This window comes from Phycisphaerales bacterium (assembly GCA_035627955.1).
In the GTDB taxonomy this organism is placed as follows: domain Bacteria; phylum Planctomycetota; class Phycisphaerae; order Phycisphaerales; family UBA1924; genus JAEYTB01.
In genome coordinates this window covers 54365-74265 of sequence record DASPKU010000013.1, presented here as the reverse complement: position 1 = coordinate 74265, position 19901 = coordinate 54365, and the positions used below count along the sequence as shown (strand labels likewise).

The 19901-nt window shown below is 68.8% G+C and carries 21 protein-coding genes; all 21 read right to left on the bottom strand.

Going from position 1 to position 19901, the window contains the following annotated elements; genetic code table 11:
• Positions 1-32 precede the first annotated feature (32 nt).
• The 21 genes from VD997_11435 to VD997_11335 all read right to left on the bottom strand — a co-directional run bounded on the left by VD997_11435 (position 33) and on the right by VD997_11335 (position 19879).
• Entirely contained in the window at positions 33-614 is a 582-nt protein-coding gene (locus tag VD997_11435) for a hypothetical protein (protein ID HYE62597.1), read from the bottom strand.
• The gene (locus tag VD997_11430) at positions 611-1267 is read right to left on the bottom strand and encodes a PilN domain-containing protein (GenBank protein ID HYE62596.1); all 657 of its coding nucleotides are present in this window, start codon (positions 1265-1267) and stop codon (positions 611-613) included. The genes VD997_11435 and VD997_11430 overlap by 4 nt, the downstream gene beginning before the upstream one ends.
• The gene (pilM, locus tag VD997_11425) at positions 1264-2238 is read right to left on the bottom strand and encodes a pilus assembly protein PilM (protein HYE62595.1); all 975 of its coding nucleotides are present in this window, start codon (positions 2236-2238) and stop codon (positions 1264-1266) included. Before pilM ends, VD997_11430 begins: the two co-directional genes overlap by 4 nt.
• Positions 2235-3482, bottom strand: a complete 1248-nt coding sequence (locus tag VD997_11420) for a type II secretion system F family protein (GenBank protein ID HYE62594.1) — start codon at positions 3480-3482, stop codon at positions 2235-2237. Before VD997_11420 ends, pilM begins: the two co-directional genes overlap by 4 nt.
• Positions 3479-5296 carry an ATPase, T2SS/T4P/T4SS family gene (locus VD997_11415; GenBank protein HYE62593.1) on the bottom strand — a complete coding sequence of 606 codons (1818 nt, stop codon included), beginning with the start codon at positions 5294-5296 and terminating at the stop codon, positions 3479-3481. The genes VD997_11420 and VD997_11415 overlap by 4 nt, the downstream gene beginning before the upstream one ends.
• Positions 5293-5628 (bottom strand): STAS domain-containing protein, encoded by a 336-nt coding sequence (locus tag VD997_11410; GenBank protein ID HYE62592.1) that lies wholly within the window; start codon positions 5626-5628, stop codon positions 5293-5295. Before VD997_11410 ends, VD997_11415 begins: the two co-directional genes overlap by 4 nt.
• A 10-nt stretch (positions 5629-5638) precedes the next feature.
• On the bottom strand, positions 5639-7513 hold the full coding sequence (locus VD997_11405; GenBank protein HYE62591.1) for an ATP-binding protein: 1875 nt from the start codon (positions 7511-7513) through the stop codon (positions 5639-5641).
• Positions 7514-7673: 160 nt separating this feature from the next.
• A complete protein-coding gene (locus VD997_11400) occupies positions 7674-9770 on the bottom strand; it encodes a hypothetical protein (protein ID HYE62590.1) in 2097 nt (698 codons plus the stop codon).
• Between the two features lie 71 nt (positions 9771-9841).
• Positions 9842-10966 carry a 5-(carboxyamino)imidazole ribonucleotide synthase gene (locus VD997_11395; protein HYE62589.1) on the bottom strand — a complete coding sequence of 375 codons (1125 nt, stop codon included), beginning with the start codon at positions 10964-10966 and terminating at the stop codon, positions 9842-9844.
• Positions 10967-10969: 3 nt separating this feature from the next.
• The gene (gene purE / locus VD997_11390) at positions 10970-11530 is read right to left on the bottom strand and encodes a 5-(carboxyamino)imidazole ribonucleotide mutase (protein HYE62588.1); all 561 of its coding nucleotides are present in this window, start codon (positions 11528-11530) and stop codon (positions 10970-10972) included.
• A 62-nt stretch (positions 11531-11592) separates the two neighbouring features.
• Positions 11593-13149 (bottom strand): hypothetical protein, encoded by a 1557-nt coding sequence (locus tag VD997_11385; GenBank protein HYE62587.1) that lies wholly within the window; start codon positions 13147-13149, stop codon positions 11593-11595.
• Between the two features lie 59 nt (positions 13150-13208).
• Positions 13209-13628 (bottom strand): DUF1425 domain-containing protein, encoded by a 420-nt coding sequence (locus VD997_11380; protein HYE62586.1) that lies wholly within the window; start codon positions 13626-13628, stop codon positions 13209-13211.
• Positions 13625-15337, bottom strand: a complete 1713-nt coding sequence (locus tag VD997_11375; GenBank protein HYE62585.1) for a hypothetical protein — start codon at positions 15335-15337, stop codon at positions 13625-13627. Before VD997_11375 ends, VD997_11380 begins: the two co-directional genes overlap by 4 nt.
• Before the next feature lie 60 nt (positions 15338-15397).
• Positions 15398-15955 carry a hypothetical protein gene (locus tag VD997_11370; protein HYE62584.1) on the bottom strand — a complete coding sequence of 186 codons (558 nt, stop codon included), beginning with the start codon at positions 15953-15955 and terminating at the stop codon, positions 15398-15400.
• 25 nt (positions 15956-15980) lie between these two features.
• Positions 15981-16589, bottom strand: a complete 609-nt coding sequence (locus tag VD997_11365; protein HYE62583.1) for a hypothetical protein — start codon at positions 16587-16589, stop codon at positions 15981-15983.
• A 152-nt stretch (positions 16590-16741) separates the two neighbouring features.
• On the bottom strand, positions 16742-17539 hold the full coding sequence (locus tag VD997_11360; protein HYE62582.1) for a 2-C-methyl-D-erythritol 4-phosphate cytidylyltransferase: 798 nt from the start codon (positions 17537-17539) through the stop codon (positions 16742-16744).
• A 19-nt stretch (positions 17540-17558) separates the two neighbouring features.
• On the bottom strand, positions 17559-18755 hold the full coding sequence (gene aroC / locus VD997_11355; protein ID HYE62581.1) for a chorismate synthase: 1197 nt from the start codon (positions 18753-18755) through the stop codon (positions 17559-17561).
• Positions 18742-19083 carry a DUF5615 family PIN-like protein gene (locus VD997_11350; protein HYE62580.1) on the bottom strand — a complete coding sequence of 114 codons (342 nt, stop codon included), beginning with the start codon at positions 19081-19083 and terminating at the stop codon, positions 18742-18744. Before VD997_11350 ends, aroC begins: the two co-directional genes overlap by 14 nt.
• Complete coding sequence (locus tag VD997_11345) at positions 19080-19304, bottom strand: DUF433 domain-containing protein (protein ID HYE62579.1); 225 nt, start codon at positions 19302-19304, stop codon at positions 19080-19082. Before VD997_11345 ends, VD997_11350 begins: the two co-directional genes overlap by 4 nt.
• 27 nt (positions 19305-19331) lie before the next feature.
• Positions 19332-19658 carry a hypothetical protein gene (locus tag VD997_11340; GenBank protein HYE62578.1) on the bottom strand — a complete coding sequence of 109 codons (327 nt, stop codon included), beginning with the start codon at positions 19656-19658 and terminating at the stop codon, positions 19332-19334.
• Positions 19655-19879 (bottom strand): DUF433 domain-containing protein, encoded by a 225-nt coding sequence (locus VD997_11335; protein ID HYE62577.1) that lies wholly within the window; start codon positions 19877-19879, stop codon positions 19655-19657. The genes VD997_11340 and VD997_11335 overlap by 4 nt, the downstream gene beginning before the upstream one ends.
• Positions 19880-19901 lie beyond the last annotated feature (22 nt).

The window sequence follows — 19901 nt, the reverse complement described above, 5'->3', positions numbered from 1 at the left end:
GCGAATACGGGCGGCAGAGTTTCAAGGGGTTTTCAAGGCTTGTTGCGGAGTGCGGTGTCTTTGGCGGTGGAACCGGTGCGACCGGCGCCACCCACAAGGGTGTACCACACCAGCTCCGCGGACATCGCCTGATCAACCTGCGGCTGCTCGGGGCGGCCGGTGAGGGTCAGGCTGACGAGCTGCGTGTCGGGGAACTCTCGGTGCAGATCGCTGAGGAGTGACATGAAGCCGGGCATGCGGCCGCTGCCCTTGAGGCTCAGTGGGGACTGGTTGTACTTGGCGCCGGGGCGCTCGGCGCCTGGGCTGACCTCGGTGAGGGAGACGCCGCTGGCCTGGGCGAGCTCGCTGATGCGGCTAATGCGGTCGAGTGGCGTGCGGGCGGGGGGCTTGTCGCGGGCTTCGCTGCCCTCGATGGCGTTGAGCTTGCGCTCGGCGTCGCCGATGGCGGACTCGTTCTCGGAGATGTCGCGCTGCTTTTCGCACAGGGCCTCGCGATCGCGCGCGGCGGCCTCAGCGGCGGCGCGGCTGGGGACCACGGCTGTCATGTACACCGCACCGGCGAGGGCGGCGCAGAGCGTGACGGCGGCGGCGTCGATCATCAGGGTCGTTCTCAACGGGCACCCCCTGCCCCGACGTCGGACATGATGCCCTCGACCTCGAAGAAGAAGAGCTGGGGCTGGGGGATCTTGGTGCCATCCTCGCGCTCGATGAACGGGGCCTCGCGGGCACGGATGGACTGCACGGAGACGGACTCGAAGATGCCGAGATTCTCGAGTTCGCGGGCGAAACGGGGAATGTCGGCCTGGGTGGCCGCGAGGCCGGAGAGCTGGAGCTTGTACCCCGCGTTGGCGGCGAGGTCGGACTTGACGCCCTTGTCGTCGCGCTTTTCGAGGGGCAGCATGCTGAGCTTCTCGAGGGTGACGGTCTGGCCGCAGGCGGTTGCGACCCGCCGGAGCAGGGTGCTGAAGTCGGGGTGGAAGTGGACCTCGTGGCGTGCCTCCGCCTCGCGCCGGGCGTTGGCGAGCCTGGCGTTTACCACGCGCCGCTCGCTCTTGAGGGTCTGGAGCCGGGCTTCGGCGGCGGCGAGCTCAGCGCTCACGTCCTCCGCAGCGACGCTGGCGAAGGTGAACCAGGCCCAGACGCCAGCGGCGGCCGCGGTGTAGATGGCGAGCGCGCCGGCCCAAGCGCGGAGGCGCTGGCTTCGGCGGGCGCTCACAACGCGGGCCGCGGGCATCAGGTTGAGGCTGGGGACGCCAAGGGCGGTCACGCGGCCTCCTTCCGTGCAGCGCTTGCGTTAAAGCGCGATGCACCGGCGGCGAGGGTGTGCGAGGCGGGCGCGGGCGGCGCAGTGACTTCGATGCCGAGGGCCGCGGTGAGACGCTCGCGCAGGCCGAGGAGGGCGGCGCCCTCACCGCTGACGCCGAGTGTGCGGAACTGCCAGCCTAGATAGCGGTGGGCCATGTAGGCGAGGGAGCGCTGGACCTCTGAGGTGAGGACGTCGAGGTACTCGGTGACGGGGCCGCGGACTTCGGCGGAGAGCGTGGAGTCTGCCCCGCGGGCGAGCAGCAGTGATTCGACGGCCTCGCGCTGGATGTCCAGGCGCTTCGCAGCGGGCTCGATGAGTTGCTGAAGGCCGCCCTCGTCGATCGTGCGCTCGTAGACGACGACGCCGGCGTGCATGACGCAGAGCATCGCGCCGGACCAGCCTATATCGAGCATGGCGTCCGGGGCGGTGGGACCAAAGGCGCGGGCAAGGGCGTTGGCGGGGACGTCGATTGCGTGCACACGCAGGCCCGCGTTGTCACAGGCGTCGAGCATGGGCTCGCTCCTGGCGAAGGGGAGCGCGGCCGCGAACATGTGGGATAGCTCGCCGCCCCGCCCTGGTGTGGGAAGCTCCCACAGGCCCACCTCGAATGAGGCGGGGTCCCAGCGGTGAGAGCGGGCGAGCTCGACGCGGGCGAGCTGCTCAAGAGGCGCGCCGCTGCTGCGTGGCGGGAGCTCGAGGGTCTCCATCACGAGCATCTCGCGGGCTGGGACGAGGACGATGCGCTGCTCGCGGAATCCGGCGCGGTCGAACACGCCAGCGAGGGTCGCGGCTTCGTCCTTGGTGAGGGTCCCGGAGCCCTTGCGCTCCAGGCGCGTGGTGACTCGGGTCGGACCTTCACCCTGTGAAGCCTTGATCCAGCGCGCGGAGACCTCGACGCCGATGAGGCCAGGTTTGCCTGCGAAGAGCTTCATGCGCCGCCCCCTGGACCGCCAGGGCCCGCGGCGGCGGTGAGGTCGAACAGCGGCAGGAACATGCTGATCGCGACGAGGCCGACCACCAGGCCGAGCGCGATCAGAATGAGCGGCTCGAGCAGGCCGGTGAGCGTTTTGATAAGCGACTCGTTGTCCTCGTCCATATGGTCGGCCAGGCTGACGAGGACGGTGGACATGCGGCCGGTGCGCTCGGCGCTGCGGAGAGCGTCGCTGACCGACATGCTGATCAGCCGGGGGTCGGCGAGTGCGACGGAGACGTTCTCGCCGCGGGTGACAGCTTCCTGGGCCTTAGCGAGCAGGGTGACGTACTCGCTGTTCTTCATAGACTGCTTGGTGAGCTCGAGTGCTTCCAGGAGGGCGACCTTGCCATCGAGCAGGGTGCCGAGCATACGGGCAATGCGTGCGGTGGCGAAGCTGCGAGAGACCTTGCCGACCTGAGGCGCGACCAGCACGAAGTGATCCCACCAGCGGCGGCCGGAGTCGCTGGAGAGCCAGAGCTTCAGGCCAACGCCGATTGCGGCAACGCCGCCCAGGACCATCCACCAGTGGGAGCGGAGCCACATGCTGACGGCCATCAGGATGGTGGTGGTCGCGGGGAGGGGTGTGTCGAGAGTTTTGAAGAGGCCCTCGAAGCGGGGGAGCACGAAGCCGAGCAGAGCGGTAACGACAATAATCGCGACGAAGATGAGCAGGATGGGGTAGATCATCGCGCCGACGACTGTTTTGCGGATCTTGACCTGTTGGCGGATGAGCTTGGCGAGACGCTCGAGCATGACCTCGAGCTTGCCGCCCTGCTCGCCGGCGCACACCAGGCTGCGGCAGATGGCGTCGAAGTATTGCGGGTGCGCGGCCATCGCCTCCGACAACTGCACGCCCTCTTCGACGCGTGTGAGGACGCTGCGGAGCACGCCCTTGAACGGGCCGTCGGGCGCCTGTCGCTCGAGGGAGGCGAGCGCCTCGACGAGGGGGGTGCCGGTGGAGACCAGGAGCGCGAGCTGGCGCATGAAGCTGGCCACGGTGTCGAGGCGTTTGCCGGAGCCCCAGCCGCCGGTCTGGCTGCGGTCGGCAAGTGCCGGACCGCTGGAGCCGGAGGACTCGGTGACGTCGGTTGCGAAGATGCCGCGACGGCGGAGGGATTCCATGGCCTCATGCCGGTCGGCGGCCTCGATGTTGCCGCGCGCCGGAGCGCCGCTCTTCTCAAAGCCGGCGTAGGTGAACTTCATGCGGCCTCCTTCGCCGGGCCCGGCGTGTGGGCGGGCGTGGCGGCGTGGAGGTTCTCGTCGTCATTCTGGGTGACGCGGAGGATCTCCTCGAGGCTGGTCTTGCCGTCGAGGGCGAGCAGCACGCCCTCTTCGCGGAGGGAGAGGCCGCCGTTCTGCTTCATCTGGGCCCGCAGCTCGTGCGTGGGGCGGGCATGGTGGATCATGCGGCGGATCTCGGGCGTGACCTCAAAGACCTCATAGACGCCGACGCGCCCCTGGAAGCCGGTGTCGTGGCAGCGCTGGCAGCCGCCGCCCTTGCGGAAGGCGCGCCCGACCTCGTGGGCAAGGCCCGCGTCCTTCAGGACGTGCTCGGCGGGGTAGTACTTGGTGGCGCACTGCGGGCAGATGGTGCGGGCCAGGCGCTGGGCGACGGCACCGTTGAAGGCGCCGCTGAGGAGGTAAGTCTCGATCCCCATGTCGACCAGGCGCGCAACCGCGCCGGGGGCGTCGTTGGTGTGCAGCGTCGCGAGCACAAGGTGCCCGGTGAGCGCGGCCTGTACCGCGACGCGGGCGGTCTCCTGGTCGCGGATCTCGCCCACCATGATGACGTCGGGGTCCTGGCGGAGGATGCTGCGGAGTGCGCGCGCGAAGTTGAGGCCGATGGGCTCGTTGACCTGGATCTGGTTGACAAGGTCGAGCTGGTACTCGACCGGGTCCTCGACGGTGAGCAGGTTGACCTCGGGCGACCGGAGCAGGTCGAGTGCGGAGTAGAGCGTCGTCGTCTTGCCGCTGCCGGTGGGGCCGGTGACCAGGGCCATGCCGTGGGACTGGTCGAGGAAGCGCTTGAAGGTGGTGAGGGCGTCAGGACGGAAGCCCAGGTCCTCGAGGCGGACCTTGAGGTTGGCCTTGTCGAGCACGCGGACGACGATCTTCTCGCCCAGCAGCGTGGGCATGCTGCTGACGCGGAGGTCGATCTCGCGCCCTTCGGCGACGATGCGGACGCGGCCTTCCTGGGGCATGCGCTTCTCGGCGATGTCCATCTTGCCGATCACCTTGATGCGGCTGACGATGGCGGCGTGCATGCCGGGCGGGGGCTTCATGAGGTCGCGGAGGACGCCGTCGATGCGGTAGCGGATGCGGGTGCCGCGCTTATCGGGCTCGATGTGAATGTCGCTGGCCTTGTCCTTGACTGCTGTCAGCAGGGCGATGTTGACAAGGTTGATGATCGGGCTGCCCGCGATCATTTTGTCGAGGTCGGTGGTGGGCCCGTCGTCGACGGACTCGCGCTCGACGACCTCGACGTCGGAGTCGGCAAGGCTGGTCAGGAAGGCGTTGACGTCGACGTCGCCACTGCCGTACTTCTTGACGAACTCAAGGATGTTCTGCTGTGCAGCGAGAACAGGTCGGATCTTGAGACCCGTAAGCTGCTTGAGGCGATCGATTGTGGGGAGGCTCTGCGGCTCGGCCATGGCCACGGTGAGCGTGTCGCCCACCTTGAACATGGGGATGACCTTCAGCCGCTCGGCCTCCTCAGCCCCGATCAGCTTGAACTGCGCCGGGTCAATGAGGCCGTGGCGCAGCTGGCAGCCGGGCACGCCCAGGCACTTGGCCATGGAGCGGACGAAGTTGGCGGAGCTGATGACGCCCTGATCGACGAGCATCTCGCCGAGCATGCGGCCGCTGGACTTCTGCTCGGCCAGTGCACGGTCGAGCTGCTCGCGGGTGAGCAGGCCCTCGGAAACAAGGACCTCGCCGACGCGGAGCTTCTTGGCGCCCCCATTGCCGCCGGGGTTGCCGCTCCCAGTGCCACCAGGATGTCCCGGCGGTTGGGTCACAGGAAGCTCCTCACGGCGGTGTTGACGTCCAGGTAGTGCTCGAAGCGGTCGGAGAGGCCGGTCAGCTCGAGCACTTCGCGCAGTGTTTCGCAGGCGCCGCAGAGGCGGAGGGCGCGCCCGCTGGCGCCCAGTTCGTCGCTGCTCTGCACCAGCGCCTCGAGGCCCTGGCTGTCCACGTAGGGGATCGCGCTGGCGTCGACGATGAAGCGGCCCAGGCTGCGGGTCATGATGTCGGCCAGGCGCGTGCGGAACTCCTCGGCGTCGCCCAGGACGAGCGGGCCCTGGGGCTTGATCACCGTGACGGCGCCGTGGCGTTGTTCCTGGAAGTCCATCGGGGGCTCCTCACGCCGCGGCCTTCACGGGGGCGCTCACGGGCACGGTGAGCGTGAACGTGCTGCCCTTGTCGATCTGAGAGGTGACGGTGATATCACCGCCGTGCATGCGGACGACCTGACGGGCGAGGGCCAGGCCGATGCCCGAGCCTGTGATTCCGGCGATGCGGCGGTCCTTGGCGCGGTAGAACTTCTCGAAGATGAGCTCCTGCTCGTCGGGGCTGATGCCGATGCCGTTGTCGGTGACGGCGACGCGGAGCTCGGCCCCGGCGTCGATCTGCACGGTGACGACGCCGCCGACGGGCGTGTACTTGAGGGCGTTGCCCACCAGGTTGTGCAGGGCGAGCATGAGCTTGTCGCGGTCGCCGGTCATCACGGGCAGCTTGGGCGGCAGGGCGAAGTTGAGCTTGATCTCCTTGTCCTCGGCCTGGGCCTTGAAGTCGGCGTGGAGCTCCTCGAAGAGCGCATCCAGGCGAATGTCGCCGGCTCGGAGCTTGAGCGAGCCCGCCTCGATCTCCGAGACGCTGAGCATGTCGCTGACGATGCGCTCCAGGCGGCGGGCCTCGTTCCCGATCACGTTGAGGCACTTCGCCCGGATCTGCGGGTCGTTCTCGCCGTCGTCAACCATGGTCTCGACGTAGAGCCGGATGTTCGTGAGCGGCGTGCGCAGCTCGTGCGTCGCCTGGGCGACGAAGGCGTTGCGGGACTCGTCCGCGACCTTCTGCTGGGTGACGTCCTCGACGAGGACCACGGCGGAGGCGTGGTCCTCGCGGCGCATGGGGCGGGCGGTGAGGCGGAGGGTGGTGCGCTCGCCGCGTTCACTACGACGTTCCAGTTCGATGCTGGTGCGCTGGCGGAGCTTGCCGGTGGCGACCGAGAGGATGGGCTCGGCGGCGGGGTCATTGACCACGGCCATCATCTCGGCTCCGCTGAGCTCCTCGCGTTTACGCTGGAGGAGCACGCCGGCCGCGCCGTTGGCGTAGCGGACCTTGCCGGTATCGTCGATAATGAGGATGCCCGACCACATGGCGTCGAAGGCGCCGGCGAGGTCGCCCTCGCCCGCGCCTCGGGACATCACCTTCTCCGCGGCCTTCTGCACCAGGAGCTGCTGGCGGAGGCTCTCGCGCTCCTCGACAAGGCGGTTCCAGGCCGCGGCCTCCGAGCCGTAGCTGTCGCCAACGCGGAGGGCCGCGGCCGACCCCTCGCCCGCGCCGCTCAGGCGCAGAGCTTCACCGATTGCCCCAAGCCCTCGGAGCTTGCGGCGGATGAGTCGGTACGCGCCGAAGAGGCCGAGCATGCCGGCGACGCTGATGCCGCCCAGCCCCGCCTCGACCTCCCAGTTGGCCAGGAGGGGGAACTCGATGGGCGACTCGATTTCGAGCAGCGCCTTGCCCCGCCCGGCGACCTCAAGCGGGAGGCTGGCGCATACAAAGCCGTGCCGGTGCTCGAACATCTCGGCGGCGGGGCCATCAGGGAGCGTCTCCGGGAGCGTGTCGTGACCGGCAAGGTCCTTGCTGATGGACTTCACGTCCGAGGCCGCGACAGTGCGGCCGTCGAGCAACTTGACGCGGCACGTGGTGAGGTCGAGCTCCTTCGCGGTGTTCTGCACGAGCTTGCGGAGCGTGGTCAGGTCGCCCTCGGCGAGCTCGGTGCTCGCGGCATCTGCGATCAGCACGCTTGCCGCCTGCACGGCGCGCTCGCGCCCTTTTACAAGGCTGGACCGGTAGGTCTCGAGCGTCCACCACGACGACGCGGCGAGTACACCAATGACCACGCCGACGACGGCCAGCCCACCAGAGAACACGGCCGACTCGCCCCGCGCGATGAGCCAACGGCGGAACAGTGGGCGGCGGACACTGGGCTGTTCTTGCGTCTGTGTGCTCACGGCGATCCCAATGACAGGCCGACTCGGACGAGGGGCGCTCGTCATCGATATCGGTCATTCACGGCCTGACTTGAGCCGGGTGGGGGGAGTGGTGGCCGGCCAAACCGCTGCGAGCGCGATCGGCAGCAACAGAGGCCAGCCCTCGTCCTCGTCCGCTGGGTTATGAGACCTGTCGCGTCCGAGAACGGGCGGTCGTCTCGGGCCCTTGTACGCCCGCGACCGGAGCAGCGCCGGCAAGACAGGCGATGGCGTACACGGCCAACACGCTCATGAGCGGGTACATGGGCGCCTGGTACCGGTCAATGCCGGTGAGCACGTGGAAGGCGAGCACGCTTGCGTGGGCGAGGACGAGCGTTCCGATGATCAGCAGCACCCACTGGCGCCGCGTAATGGCCGCGAGGGCGCCGATGACCACGAGCGCGGCCCAGAGCGGGCGTGCCTGGGCGGCGAGGGACCACCAGTAGGCGAACACCTCAGACTCATCGGAGCGCGTCCACCGGTCGTCATCTGAATGGGTGCGTTCGTAGATGTCCTGAGTGAGCTCGCGCTTGAAGTGCTTGTAGTTCTCTGGTTTGGTCCACCAGTTGCCGTGGCGGGCGGGAACGCCGCGGAGCGGGCCGGACCACTTCTCGTTGTCCTTCCAGACGGGCTCGATGGGCCAGAGGGCGAACTGCATGCAGAGGGCGCGGAGGCTGTGGGCCCAGCGGACCTCGGGGTTGCGGGCCGCGGTCTCGTCGGCGACGACGCGCGACGCGTCGTCCTTGGCGGTCCAGTTGTGAAGCCCGCGGATGTGTTCGGAGAGGCGTGTGCCCTCCTGGAGGCCGAGCTCGCTCATGACCTGGTGCCCGTTGAGGCGACCGTCCGCGCGGCGTGCGGCGATGTTCTCCCACCGCTCCCGCCCGAACACGGCGGTCTGGTTGAGGTCCTCGCGGTCGGTGTCGGCGAGGTTGACGCACCTGCCATAACCGGTGGCGAGGACGAACGCGACGCGCCCGTACTTGTCGTGCATGTAGGCGAGCCAGGGTGCAATACCGCCCGCGACGGTGGCCCAGGTGAGGCCGGTGATCAGGAAGGCTCGGCGCCATTGCGGGCGGTCAGTTCCGACAAGGGCCCACGCCCCGGCGGCCAGGGGAACGACGGCGGCCGCAAGGGTCATGTTGCCGCGGACGTAGCACGCGGCTGCAAGCAGGACGCCCAGGCCCATCGAGCCGAGCGCGGCCACGCTGAGCGAGCGCTCGGCCCAGAAGCGGCGTTGCACCGAAAGGTAGATGCAGAGCACGCACAGGAACGCAGTGAGGCACTCGGGCATGCCCAGTCGCTCGTACGTGATGAGCACGGGATCGAGGCCCACCAGCAGCATGGTAAGTGCGGACCAGGGGTGGCCCGATTCGCGCCGCGGGATGAACGCGGCAACGATGCGGCCGCACATGAATGCGGTGAGGACTGCGAGCACGCCCTGGGTGATGCCGAGTGCGAGGCTGAACTCGTGCGTCCACGCGAGCATGGGGGCGGTAAACAGCGTGTAGCCGGGGAGGCGAAGCGTGTTGAACTGGTTCCAGATGCCCTCTTCGATGAGCTGTTTCGTGTTGACGAAGTAGTCCATGCTGTCGGGGCAGTAGGCGAGAGGCGCGCGAACCGACAGCCACGCGTGCACGCCCAGGACGAGGGTGAACGCGGCGCGCTCGGGCGTGTACCAGCCGCGCCCGTCCTTAATGTGGTACGCGGTCCAGATGACCAGCAGCCCCGCGGCCACGATGGCGTAGAGCACGAGCGCGTCAGCAACCATCGCCATGGTGAAGGGCGGGATCGCCCAGGCGATGCCGCCGTCGGCGGTGGTGCTGCGGTTGACGCCGTCCTTGCGCTCGACGTTGCCGAGGAAGTTGTGGCGGCGCTCCAGCGGTGTGCGCACGGACCACCAGAGCACGCGGTCGGTGAGGATCACGTTCTTCGGGTCCTGGACTTCGAGACCCGGCATGCCCCGCCATCGCAGCAGGAGCGTGGTGAAGCGCTGGTTCGAGACAGGGCTCTCGACGCGTGCCGTGAGGTCGCCGCTTGTCGCCGGCAGTTGCAGGTAGCGGCCGTTAATTGCGCCTCCCGAGCGGTCAAGCCATTCGAGCGACCACGCCTCGCCCGCGTTCCGGGCGGTCACGTCCATCTCAACGCGGCGTTCGAGCAGGAACGGGCCGCGGATCACCCACGCCAGCGCGACCAGCGGCAGCAGGACCACGAGCCAGAGCGGCAGCAGGCGTGCCTTCATGATGTTCATGGTCTGAGTCCCCCGCACCTGACCGTTCGGCCTCAACCTGGGCCGCAACTCCGGCTGCAAGCTTACCGACCTGGAGCTTCGCCTGACGCGTCGGCGGCCATGGCCCGGATGCGCTCGGCGGGGGCGGCGACGGCCTCGGCCGTGGGGCCGTTCACCGTCACGTGGCCGATTTTGCGCCCAGAGCGCGGGCTCTTGCCGTAGAGGTGCAGGTGGGCGCGATCGACCTCCAGCACCGCGCGCGGGGTGGGCGCGTTGCCGATGAGGTTGACCATCACGCTGTGTCCTCGCGGCGTGGTGCGGCCCAGCGGCAGGCCGGCCACGGCGCGCACGTGGTTCTCGAACTGGCTGGTCTCGGCGCCCTCAATGGTCCAGTGGCCGCTGTTGTGCACGCGGGGGGCCATCTCGTTGGCCAGCAGCGCACCGCCGACCTCGAAGAACTCGATGGCGAGCACGCCCACATAGTTCAGCCGTTCCATCAGGGCGCGGGCGTAGCGCTCGGCGCGCTCCTGGAGGGGGCGGGACCAGCCTTCGCACGGCGCGGTGGAGACGCGGAGGATGCCGGCGCGGTGCACGTTCTGGGTGAGCGGGTAGGCGCAGAGCTCGCCGGTGCGCGCGCGGACGCCGATGATGGAGAGCTCTCGCTCGAAGGGCACGAACTTCTCGACCAGCACGGGCACGCCGCCCAGGCTCTCCCAGGCCTGAGCGATGTCGGCCCGTGTCGCGCCCTCGCGCAGGAGCGCCTGGCCCTTGCCGTCGTAGCCGCCGCGCCGGGTCTTGACGACCGCGGGAATTCCCACCTGCGCGACGACCGCTTCGAACTCTGCGAAAGTGGAGGCCGCGCCGAAGGGGTGCACCTCCAGGCCCATCTCGCGGAAGAGCAGCTTCTCGTGGAGGCGGTCCTGGCCGACCTCGAGCGCGACGGGCGGCGGAAACATGGGGACCTGCTCGGCGACGCGCCGCGCGGCAGCCACGGGGACGTTCTCGAACTCCCATGTCGCGATGTCGAGGCCGCGGCAGAACTCCTTGACCGCGCCGGGGTCCTCGAATCCACCGACGATCTGCTCGGAGACGTGCCCGGCGGGGCTGTCGGGCGTGGGGTCGAGGAAGCGGAAGCGGACGCCCAGCGGGATGCCCGCGAGCGCGAGCATGCGACCCAGTTGCCCCGCACCCAGCACACCGATCAGCATGGGTCAGTCCTTCACCGGCTTGCGGGGGTCTCGGTTCCTCATCACGACTTCAGTCTGAGTGCGGCGGCGGGCATGCAGACGCTCGCGCAGACCGGGCACGGCGTCGCCGACGATCGACGCGGCGAGCAGGGCGGCATTGGTCGCCCCAGCGCGACCGATGGCAAGCGTTCCCACGGGGACGCCCGCGGGCATCTGCACGATGGAGAGCAGCGAGTCCATGCCCTTGAGGGCGTGGCTCTCGACCGGCACGCCGAGCACGGGGATGATGGTCTTGCTGGCGATCATGCCCGGAAGGTGGGCGGCGCCGCCGGCGCCGGCGACGATGACCCGGAGGCCGCGATCTTCGGCGGTCGAGGCGTACTCGAAGAGCAGGTCGGGCGTTCGGTGGGCAGAAACAACGCTGACCTCGTGGGGAACACGGAGTTCCTCCAGGATCGCCACGGCGTGCTGCATGGTTTCCCAGTCGGAGCGGGAGCCCATGACGACGCCGACGATCGGCGCGGCTTTGCTGCCGGCGCGGCTGGCGCTCCCCCCACTGCTGCCTTGTACCGGACGTTTCGCCATAGACGTGCACTGTAACCAGTCACGGCGGGGGCTTCCCGTGGCCCAGGGCCGTGCGGGCGATGCTAGCGGCGGGCGGTGCCTTCCCAGCGATCGGTGAGTGCGGTGATGAGCCTGCCGGCGGCTTGGGCGCTGAGTTCCTCGGTGGACTGGGCCACGGCCTCGCCGGAGGTCCCAAGGGCGGCCTGAACCTCGGTCTCGGCGACTACCGAACCGGTTGGGAGGTCGATGGCGCGCAGGGTCACGATCGCTCCCTGTGCTTCGCCTTCGCGGGTGGTGCGGGCGTTGCCGGTGATGACGATGGCCGCGCCCGCGGCGGCACCGAGCTCCCGCGCCAGGTCATCGGAAGTCCAGGCGCGGTTCGCGTTCTCGGCTCGGGCAAGGAGGGTTCGCTGGGAGTTCGCCGCGTCAACGACATTGAGGCCGAGTTCCTGAAGGCGGCGGGAAAGGCAGTCTTCGATCAGGCGTGGGTCGAACTCCTGGCGGCGGTCGGCCCGCTCGCCGGCCTGATCGAGGAGCTGGCCGGAGATGCCCGGGCCGACGCGGACGCGATCGACGGGGGTGATGCCCTGACCACCCTTCTTCTCGGGGTTGAGCATGACCAGGATGCGCGGGCGGGCCGCGTTGGCATAGGCCAGGCGGAGGCGCTCGCGCTCGGCGGTGTTCCGCTTGATCTGAGCGCCGCCCATGAGCAGCCGCTCCCGCTCGTTCACCGCGAGGGGGGTGACCTTGAGGCCGATGGCGCCCTCGCGCGAGTCGATGAACGCTGATGACATGGCGAGCTGACTAACGATGTCTCGCCGGACGGCGCGGCGGACATCCGGGAGCTCGGCGACAGACGCGACCTCCAGCGTTGCGACGCGCCCGACCTCCGTGGCGTCCTCGGCGCGGAGCTGTACCGAGCCCTGCTTGAACTCGGCCCCGGCGCTCAGGCCTTCCACGAGCGTGGCGAGGTCGTCGCTGGTGTACGGACCCACCAGACGCACCACGTGCCTGCGGGCGTTCATCATGTTCCCGCCGGGCGGGAAGGCTGTTGTGAACTGACGCTGAACGACGGCGGCGAGGCGGGCGGCGGTTTCTTCGACTTGCGCGTCGGTGACGCCCCTGTCGGCACCGATGATGTCCCAGGCGTGGGTGCCGAGGGTGGTGCCGCGGCGCAGGTCGGCGAGGACGAAGGTGCCGGTGTACGACGGCACTCCGGCTGCTTTGCCCGCCTGCTCCACGACGCGGAGGTAAAGCACCGTGTCGGCGTTGGCCGCCTTGCCCACAATCCGTGCGGCCGCGAAGGAGCCGCTTGAGCGGACGACGTCGGCCTGTCCGGGTGTGAGGGCCGGGGCGGGGACGACGGTCACGCCGGCGGTTCGCAGCTGATCCTCAATCTCGCCGCCCAGACGCGAAGCGGGACCCTCGGCACCTTTGGGCGAGAGGCCGCCGATGTCTGCGTACACCACCACGCGCGGCGAGCCGGCCCGCGCGTAGGTGCCTGGGAAGTCTGGCGGGGTCTTCTCTGGCGGGTTGGTCGCGGGCTGTGCCATAGGAGCCGTTGCGCCGTCCTGCGCGTGGACCGTTGACACGCCGGGCAACATCCACAGCAGCGCGATCAACCAAGCCATCCTGACCATGGGCTGCTCCTTCGTGAAGACCAGCGCCCGCGCACAGGCCGTCGCGACCGCCGTGAGTCTCACCGCTGCGGGCGGATCTCGAGCCGCCAGTCAACGGCGTCGCTGTCGAGCGAGTTCTGCGAGAGGAAGACCTGCTGCTGGGGCTCGAGGGTGACGGGCGTCCACTCGGGCTGCTCGCGCACAGGCAGGCCGCGGTCATTGAGGAAGATGTAGCGGTACTGCACCTTGGACCACTCGCCGGGGCGGCTGATGAGGCGGACGGGGGTGGTGACCTTCATCACCGGGCCGCGCTCGACGGTCGTGTCAGACACCGCGAGGTATTGCGCGAGCTCCGCGGGCGCGGTGATCTTGGGGTAGGCCTCGAGCGGGATGTGGTCGGCACGCGGGGTAAAGGGCTCCGTCGGTGGGCGGCCCTTGCAGCCGCCCAGGCCCGCCGCGATTCCGGTCATGGTCACGATCGCCAGCAGCACGCTCTTCATCGCTCGGCTCCTTGTGTGTCATTCTTCGGCCGCCCGATCGCGGCCTGGCTTGTTTCGTTCAGCTCATTGAGGAAGTCCTGCAGCCCGCGGCTGCGCGGGCGGTAGGGCGGGTGGTCCTGCCCGAAGAGTCGGGCGTACCCGGCGGTCCCCGGCAGCGGCGGGACGAGCGAGTCGCCGCCCTCGAGGACGTGGGCGCGCGACTGGCCCTTGGCGTCCTCCACGCTCAGGGCGATGCCCTCCTCGCGGTAGAGGTTCTCGAGTTCGGTGTAGGTCATGCTGCGGAGGCAGCCCGCAGCGTGGTAGCGCTTCATGGCCGCGGGTGTGGGCAGCGAGACATCACGACCGCCGAGGATGTAGGGAAGCGAATCGCCGTCGATGCGCCCGCTGTACTCGTCGTTGCCGTAAAGGACACGTCCGCTGCGGGCCCACTCGCCGCCCGTGGGCGGGACCTTCACGTAGCGGAGCTGGATACCGCCCGCGGCCGGCGGATCAATTGCGGTGAGCACCATGCGCGAGCGGCTGTCGCCGGCGACTTCCAGTGTGACAGTCGCGTCGGGGCCAGTGATATTGACGGGAACGAGGTACACGCGCTGCGGCAGGAACTCCGCGTGACGGGTGTCGGCGCGGGCGGTGGCCTTCATCGCCAGGCCGATCAGGGCCGCGCCGACGCCCGCGAGCTGCGCCTCGTTGTCGCGGCTGGTGCCCGCGACGGCGAGGCCGCCCACGAGCAGGCCGGTGCCGATGGCGCTCTTGGCCGTGCGGACGTCCTCGAGATTGTTCCACATGAGGCTGCGGGCCATGCGGTTGAGGTCCTGCACGGGCGGGGCCTCAGCGAGCGGGGCCCCCCCATCCTCTACCGCGACCCGGATGGGCTCGGCGCCGCTCGGCCAGTTCTCGACGTAGCGTGCGAAGGCGTTGTCGGGGCCGGTGGCGATCTTGGTTGGGCCGCGCCCGTAGTCAACGACGAACACGGTGTTGTACGTGCCGGCGTCAAGGGCCTCGGCGAGCGGCTTGAGGTGCTCGCGGACGGCGGCGGCCTCGTGGAAGTTGTCGGAGGCCTCGTCGGCGCGCCCGATGGCCTTGTTCGCGAGCCCGTTGAGCAGATAGCCGAGCACGAAGTTGGTCTTGACGGGCGTGTAGCCCTTGTTGATGTAGCGGTCGCCGGCGCCCTGGCCCCGCCGGGCGTCCTCCTCGGCGGCGCGACGGGCGAGCTCGACGCTGTCCATCTCCTCGCCGCGTTCGTTCTCGCCGAAGCTCTTGAGCAGGAAGAGCGAGGCGTTGGCGGCGGCGCGGGCGTTGTCCCACTGGCCGACCTGTGCCTTCTGCACGGCGATATAGCTGAAGCCCATCGCCTGCTCGAAGGGCTCGCCCTTCCAGATTTTCACGCCCTCATTGACGACCACGGCCGCGGTGGTGCGGTCGGCGTTGAGGCCCTGCGTGCGCAGGAGGCGGAAGGTCTGGTTGGCGACCTCCTCGGCCTGCGCGGGCTGCCCGTCGGCGAGCGTGAGGATGAGCAGGCGCAGGCGGTCGAGGAGGTAGGCGCGGTCGCTGGGATTGTCGGTGAGGCGGGACTGGAGCTCGACGCGGGGAGCGCCGTATGCACCGGCGTCGGCGTCGGCCATCATGCGCGGGTGGACGTTGGAATACTCGCAGCCGCCGAGGCCGCAGGCTAGCGCGATTGCCGCTACTCCCGTCCTTGTTGCCCGCATCAGCCGCACGCCAGCTCCTGTTGATCCCCGATCATTACCGGATGCGTCGAACGCCGCCGCTCAGTCGTAGGCGATACCCGACGCGGCCCGCTTGAACTCGAAGGTTTCCACCCACTCGAGGGCGCCCGTTGAGAGGGAGGTGATGCGGTATTCCACCAGGTACGCGTCGGTGCGGTCTTTGCCGGCCATGCGCGTGCCGGAGAGAAACGTCGCGGTCATCTCGTGGGTGGGGTTGCGGGCGAGCGCGGCCTCCTCGGGCAGCGTGCCCGCGCGCTTCGCAGCGCTCAGGTGCTCGGCGGGGATGACGAACGCCACGTTCCGCTCGCGCCCTAGGTTCAGCAGCGGCAGCGACCCCTTGACCTTCTCCATGAGCATCCACTGCTCGCCCTCAGGGATGAGGTCGCTGGTGAGGTTCTGCACCTTGGCGATGGCGATCACCATCTTCGGGGAGTCGGGCGTGCGCTCGGCGAGCAGGCGGCTGGCCGAGAGCTTCTGCGCCATGACGGCCGTGGTCTCGTCAAGGTCAGCGCTGGTCATCTGAGTGGAGCGTGCCGGGGCGGCGCAGCCACCCACCATCGCGACCAGTGTGAACAGAATGACCGCAGCAGTGACCTTCACGGTTCAGCTCCTGTCCGCCCGTCGCTCAGCGCACCTGCTTCACGGCGTACTGGCGGCTGTGCCAGACGATCTCGCCGGTGTCGGCGCTCATCAGGTTGTACGACATGAGGTACTCGTTGACCTCCTCGTACGCGCCGCGGGTGCCGCGGTACATCTCGCCGTTCAAGAAGAACGTCGACGCGGCGTCGAGGCCCGCGGCGCCCTTGCCGTCGCCGCCAAGCTCGCGCGAACGGAGGGACTCGAGGCGGGCGCGGTTCTCGACGAAGCGGACGTTCTTGAGGATGTGGTTGCTCTGCATCAGCTTGCTGCGGATGCGGGTGCGGAAGCCCTCGAACTCGCTGGTGGGGACCACCTGCGTGCGGTTTACGATGTCGCCGAAGACCACCGTGACACGCCCGCCGCGGTTCAGCTCAGGGACCTGAGCGAGATCCTCGGCCAGCTGCTGGGCAACCTGATCGCTGAACTCGTGCTGCGCGGTCAGCTGCACCTCGCGGCTATTCCGCTCGGCGGGGGTGGTGTCGGTCACCTCGACGCGCCCGTTGTGCTGGCCGCGGGGGGGCGGGGGCGGGTTGGCGCACCCGCCGAGGACGACCGCACTCAGGACCACCGCACCACCACAAAGACGCAGGTTCATCGCTCAACTCCTGGAACGTTGCTCTCTTCCGTGCCGCGGGCGTGTCACTTCCGCGGCTGCACTTCTGTGTTCGCCCATGCGGGCCGGGAAGTTTAGCCCGCCCTAACCTGGGTACCAGTCAGGAGGGCTCACGCACGTCGCAATCTGTTTCCTCAGAACCGCTTATGTACGGGACGCCCCTCGGGTTCCCTCAGCCCGAGAATGGCGCGTGCAAGGGCGAGGTCCCCCGGGCGGGTGATTTTGATATTGCGGGACTCGCCATCGACAACGACCACGCGCACTCCGAGCTTCTCGACAATCGAAGCGTCGTCGGTGCTGGTGAGGTCGGACTGCGCATAGGCGCGGCGCAGCAGGCCGGCCTCGAAGACCTGGGGGGTCTGCACGAGGACGAGGGAGCGGCGGTCGACCGTTTCTTGAACTGCGCGGAGCGGCTTTCTGCTCTCAGCGGTCTCGCCGAGGATCGCGGCCACGTCATCGTCGCCGCCAATGGTCTCGCCGGTGTCCGTGATTCGCTTCACGGTGTCGGAGGCCTCGACGGCTGGGATGGCGGCGTTGTGCCGCCTTGCTGCGTTGAACACCCGGTCAAGCAGCTCCATCGAAACGCACGGGCGCGCTGCGTCGTGCACGGCGATGTGGGTGCAGTCAGCGGTAACGTGCTCGAGCGCGGCGTTGACGGTCTCCCAGCGGTGCATCACGCCGCCCTTGCAGATCTTCGCGCCGAGCAGCCCCAGGCGGTCGGCGTGCCGGTCTTTGAACTCGGCGTACGCCGCGTCATCGGCGGGGCCGGCGACGATGATCTCGCCGACATCGTCGTGCTTGGTGAAGAGCTCCACGGTGCGCTGGAGGACGGGCTTGCCGCCCAGGTCCTCGTCGAGCTTGGAGCGGAGCCCGCCGGTGGCGAGGTAGCGGGAGGAGGCTCCGGCCGCGGGGATGATGACGCCGATTCGCATGGCCGATGGTATGTGGCGGTCAGGCGAGCTTCGTGCCCTCGCCCTCGAGGGGCAGCTGACGGGCGAGCTTGAGGAAGGCCTGATATTGGGCGCGGACCTCGACGAGGGAGTCGCCGCTGAACTTATCGCAGAAGGCGCGGGCGACCTCGAAGGCGACGGCGTTCTCGACGACGACACTGGCGGCGGGCACGGCGCAGATGTCGCTGCGCTCGTACTGGCTGCGCTCGGGGGCCTTGGTGTTAAGGTCGACGCTGGGGAGGCCCTGGAGCAGGGTGGAGATGGGCTTCATCGCGGCGCGGACCACGATGGGCTGGCCGTTGGTCATGCCGCCCTCGATGCCGCCGGCGTTGTTGGTGTCGCGGAGGAAGCCGAGGGATGGCTCTTTGTCGCGACGGGCGGTGTCGTAGCGGATCGGGTCGTGCACACGGCTGCCGGGGCGTGCGGCGGCGTCGCGCCCGAGGCCGATCTCGACGCTCTTGATCGCCTGCACGCCCATGACCGCGCCGGCGATGCGGGCGTCGAGGCGGTCGCGCCAGTCCATGCAGGAACCAAGGCCGGGGGGGCAGCCAAACACGTGGGCCTCGACAAGGCCGCCGACGGCGTCCTTGGCGAGCTTAGCCTCGCGGATCACGGCCTTCTGCTTCTCGCTCGCTGTTGGGTCGGGGCAGTAGGTCTCGCTGCTGTCGCGGTGTGCGATGAGCTCGCGCCAAGTGCCTGGAGCGACTTCGAATGAGCCCTCAACGCCCCCAATGGACCGCACGCAGCCAAAGGCCTCGATCTCGAACTCTCGCAGCAGGCAGCGGGCGAGCGCTCCCGCGGCCACGCGGCAGGCGGTCTCGCGGGCGCTGGCGCGTTCAAGCACGTCGCGGCAGTCGGTGGTGAGGTACTTGACCGCACCCGCAAGGTCAGCGTGCCCGGGGCGGGGTCGGAACACGGGGGGTGTGCGCTTCGAGTCTTCCAGCCGCGAGTCCTTGTTGGCGATGGCGAAGGTGACGGGCGCGCCGGTGGTGCGGCTGGCGCGGACGCCGGTGAGGATGTTGACCTTGTCATCCTCGATCCCCTGACGGCCGCCGCGCCCGAAGCCGCCCTGGCGGCGCTTCAGCTCGGCGTTGATGAAGGCCTCAGCCACGAACACACCCGCGGGCATGCCCGTGATCGTGACGACCATGGTGGGGCCGTGCGACTCGCCGGCGGTGTGACAGTCAAGGTGCGGCATCGGCACCTCGTGGGATATGCACGTAAGTGCACGGCCTAATCTCTTGCAGCACTTCAATGAGCTCGGGAATGAGGTGCAGGACGTCCCTGATCTTGTTCGACTTCGCTTGCAGGTACACCACGGCCACCGGGAGCGCGGCAAGGTTCTGCTGGTCCTTGATCCCCGCGTCCTTTGTCACAATCACCTCGAACGCGTTTGACGCAGCGAGTGCCAGCAAGCGGCCGTTCACGATTCCCTTCCACCCCAAGTAGGAGACGGTGAACACCTCGTGGACAGGAAGCAGATGCCTCAGCTCGACGGGCACGTTCTCATCGAGCAGCACTTTCATCCAGCCGCTCGCCGAGTCGCAGGGGCGGGGATGATGTCGCGCGCCATCCGCAGGACTGCTTGCACCTGCTCCATTGTCACCGAGGGGTATTGCTCGAGGAAGAACGCAGTTGTGCGCCCATCCTCGAGGTAGTCGAACAGCGCTTCAACGGGCACCCGTGTGCCCGCGAAGCACGGCGTGCCGTGCATGATCTCGGGATCAACTTTGATCGGGCTTTCCATGCGCCCATTGTAGGGACCGCGTCCACCTCACTCCGGAATCGTCATCACCGTGTTCGGCCGGAAGGCGTTGAGCGCCTCCAGCAGCGGCACCACCAGCGGGCGCACGTGCTCCATCACGCTGCTCTCGCTGCGCAGTGTGATCACCGACAGGCGTGGCGTGTGGCCGTTGCTCTGGGCCAGGCGCAGCCCCGTCTCGTGGGTGATGAACACGTCGAAGCCGAAGGTCTCGGCGCGCTCCAGCAGCCGCTCGTCCTGGGCGATGTGCCAGTGCAGCGAGCCGACCGTCGACACCTGATGCCCGGGCAGGAAGTACTGCAGGTCCTGCGGCAGGTTCTCGTCGAGGAGGACCTTCATCCCACCGCCCTCGCGCCGGTTTCGGCGTTGGTGAGGGCCTGCTTGGCGAGGTCGAGCACGTCCTCGGCCTGCTCCCGCTTGACGCTGGGGAACTGCGCGAGGAAGTACTCGAGCGGGTAGCCCTGCCGGAGGTGGTCGAACAAACTCGCCACGGGGACGCGGGTGCCGCTGAAGCACGGGGTGCCGTGCATGATGTCGGGGTCAGCCTTGATCGCCTGCATGCGGGCATGGTAGCTGGTTTCA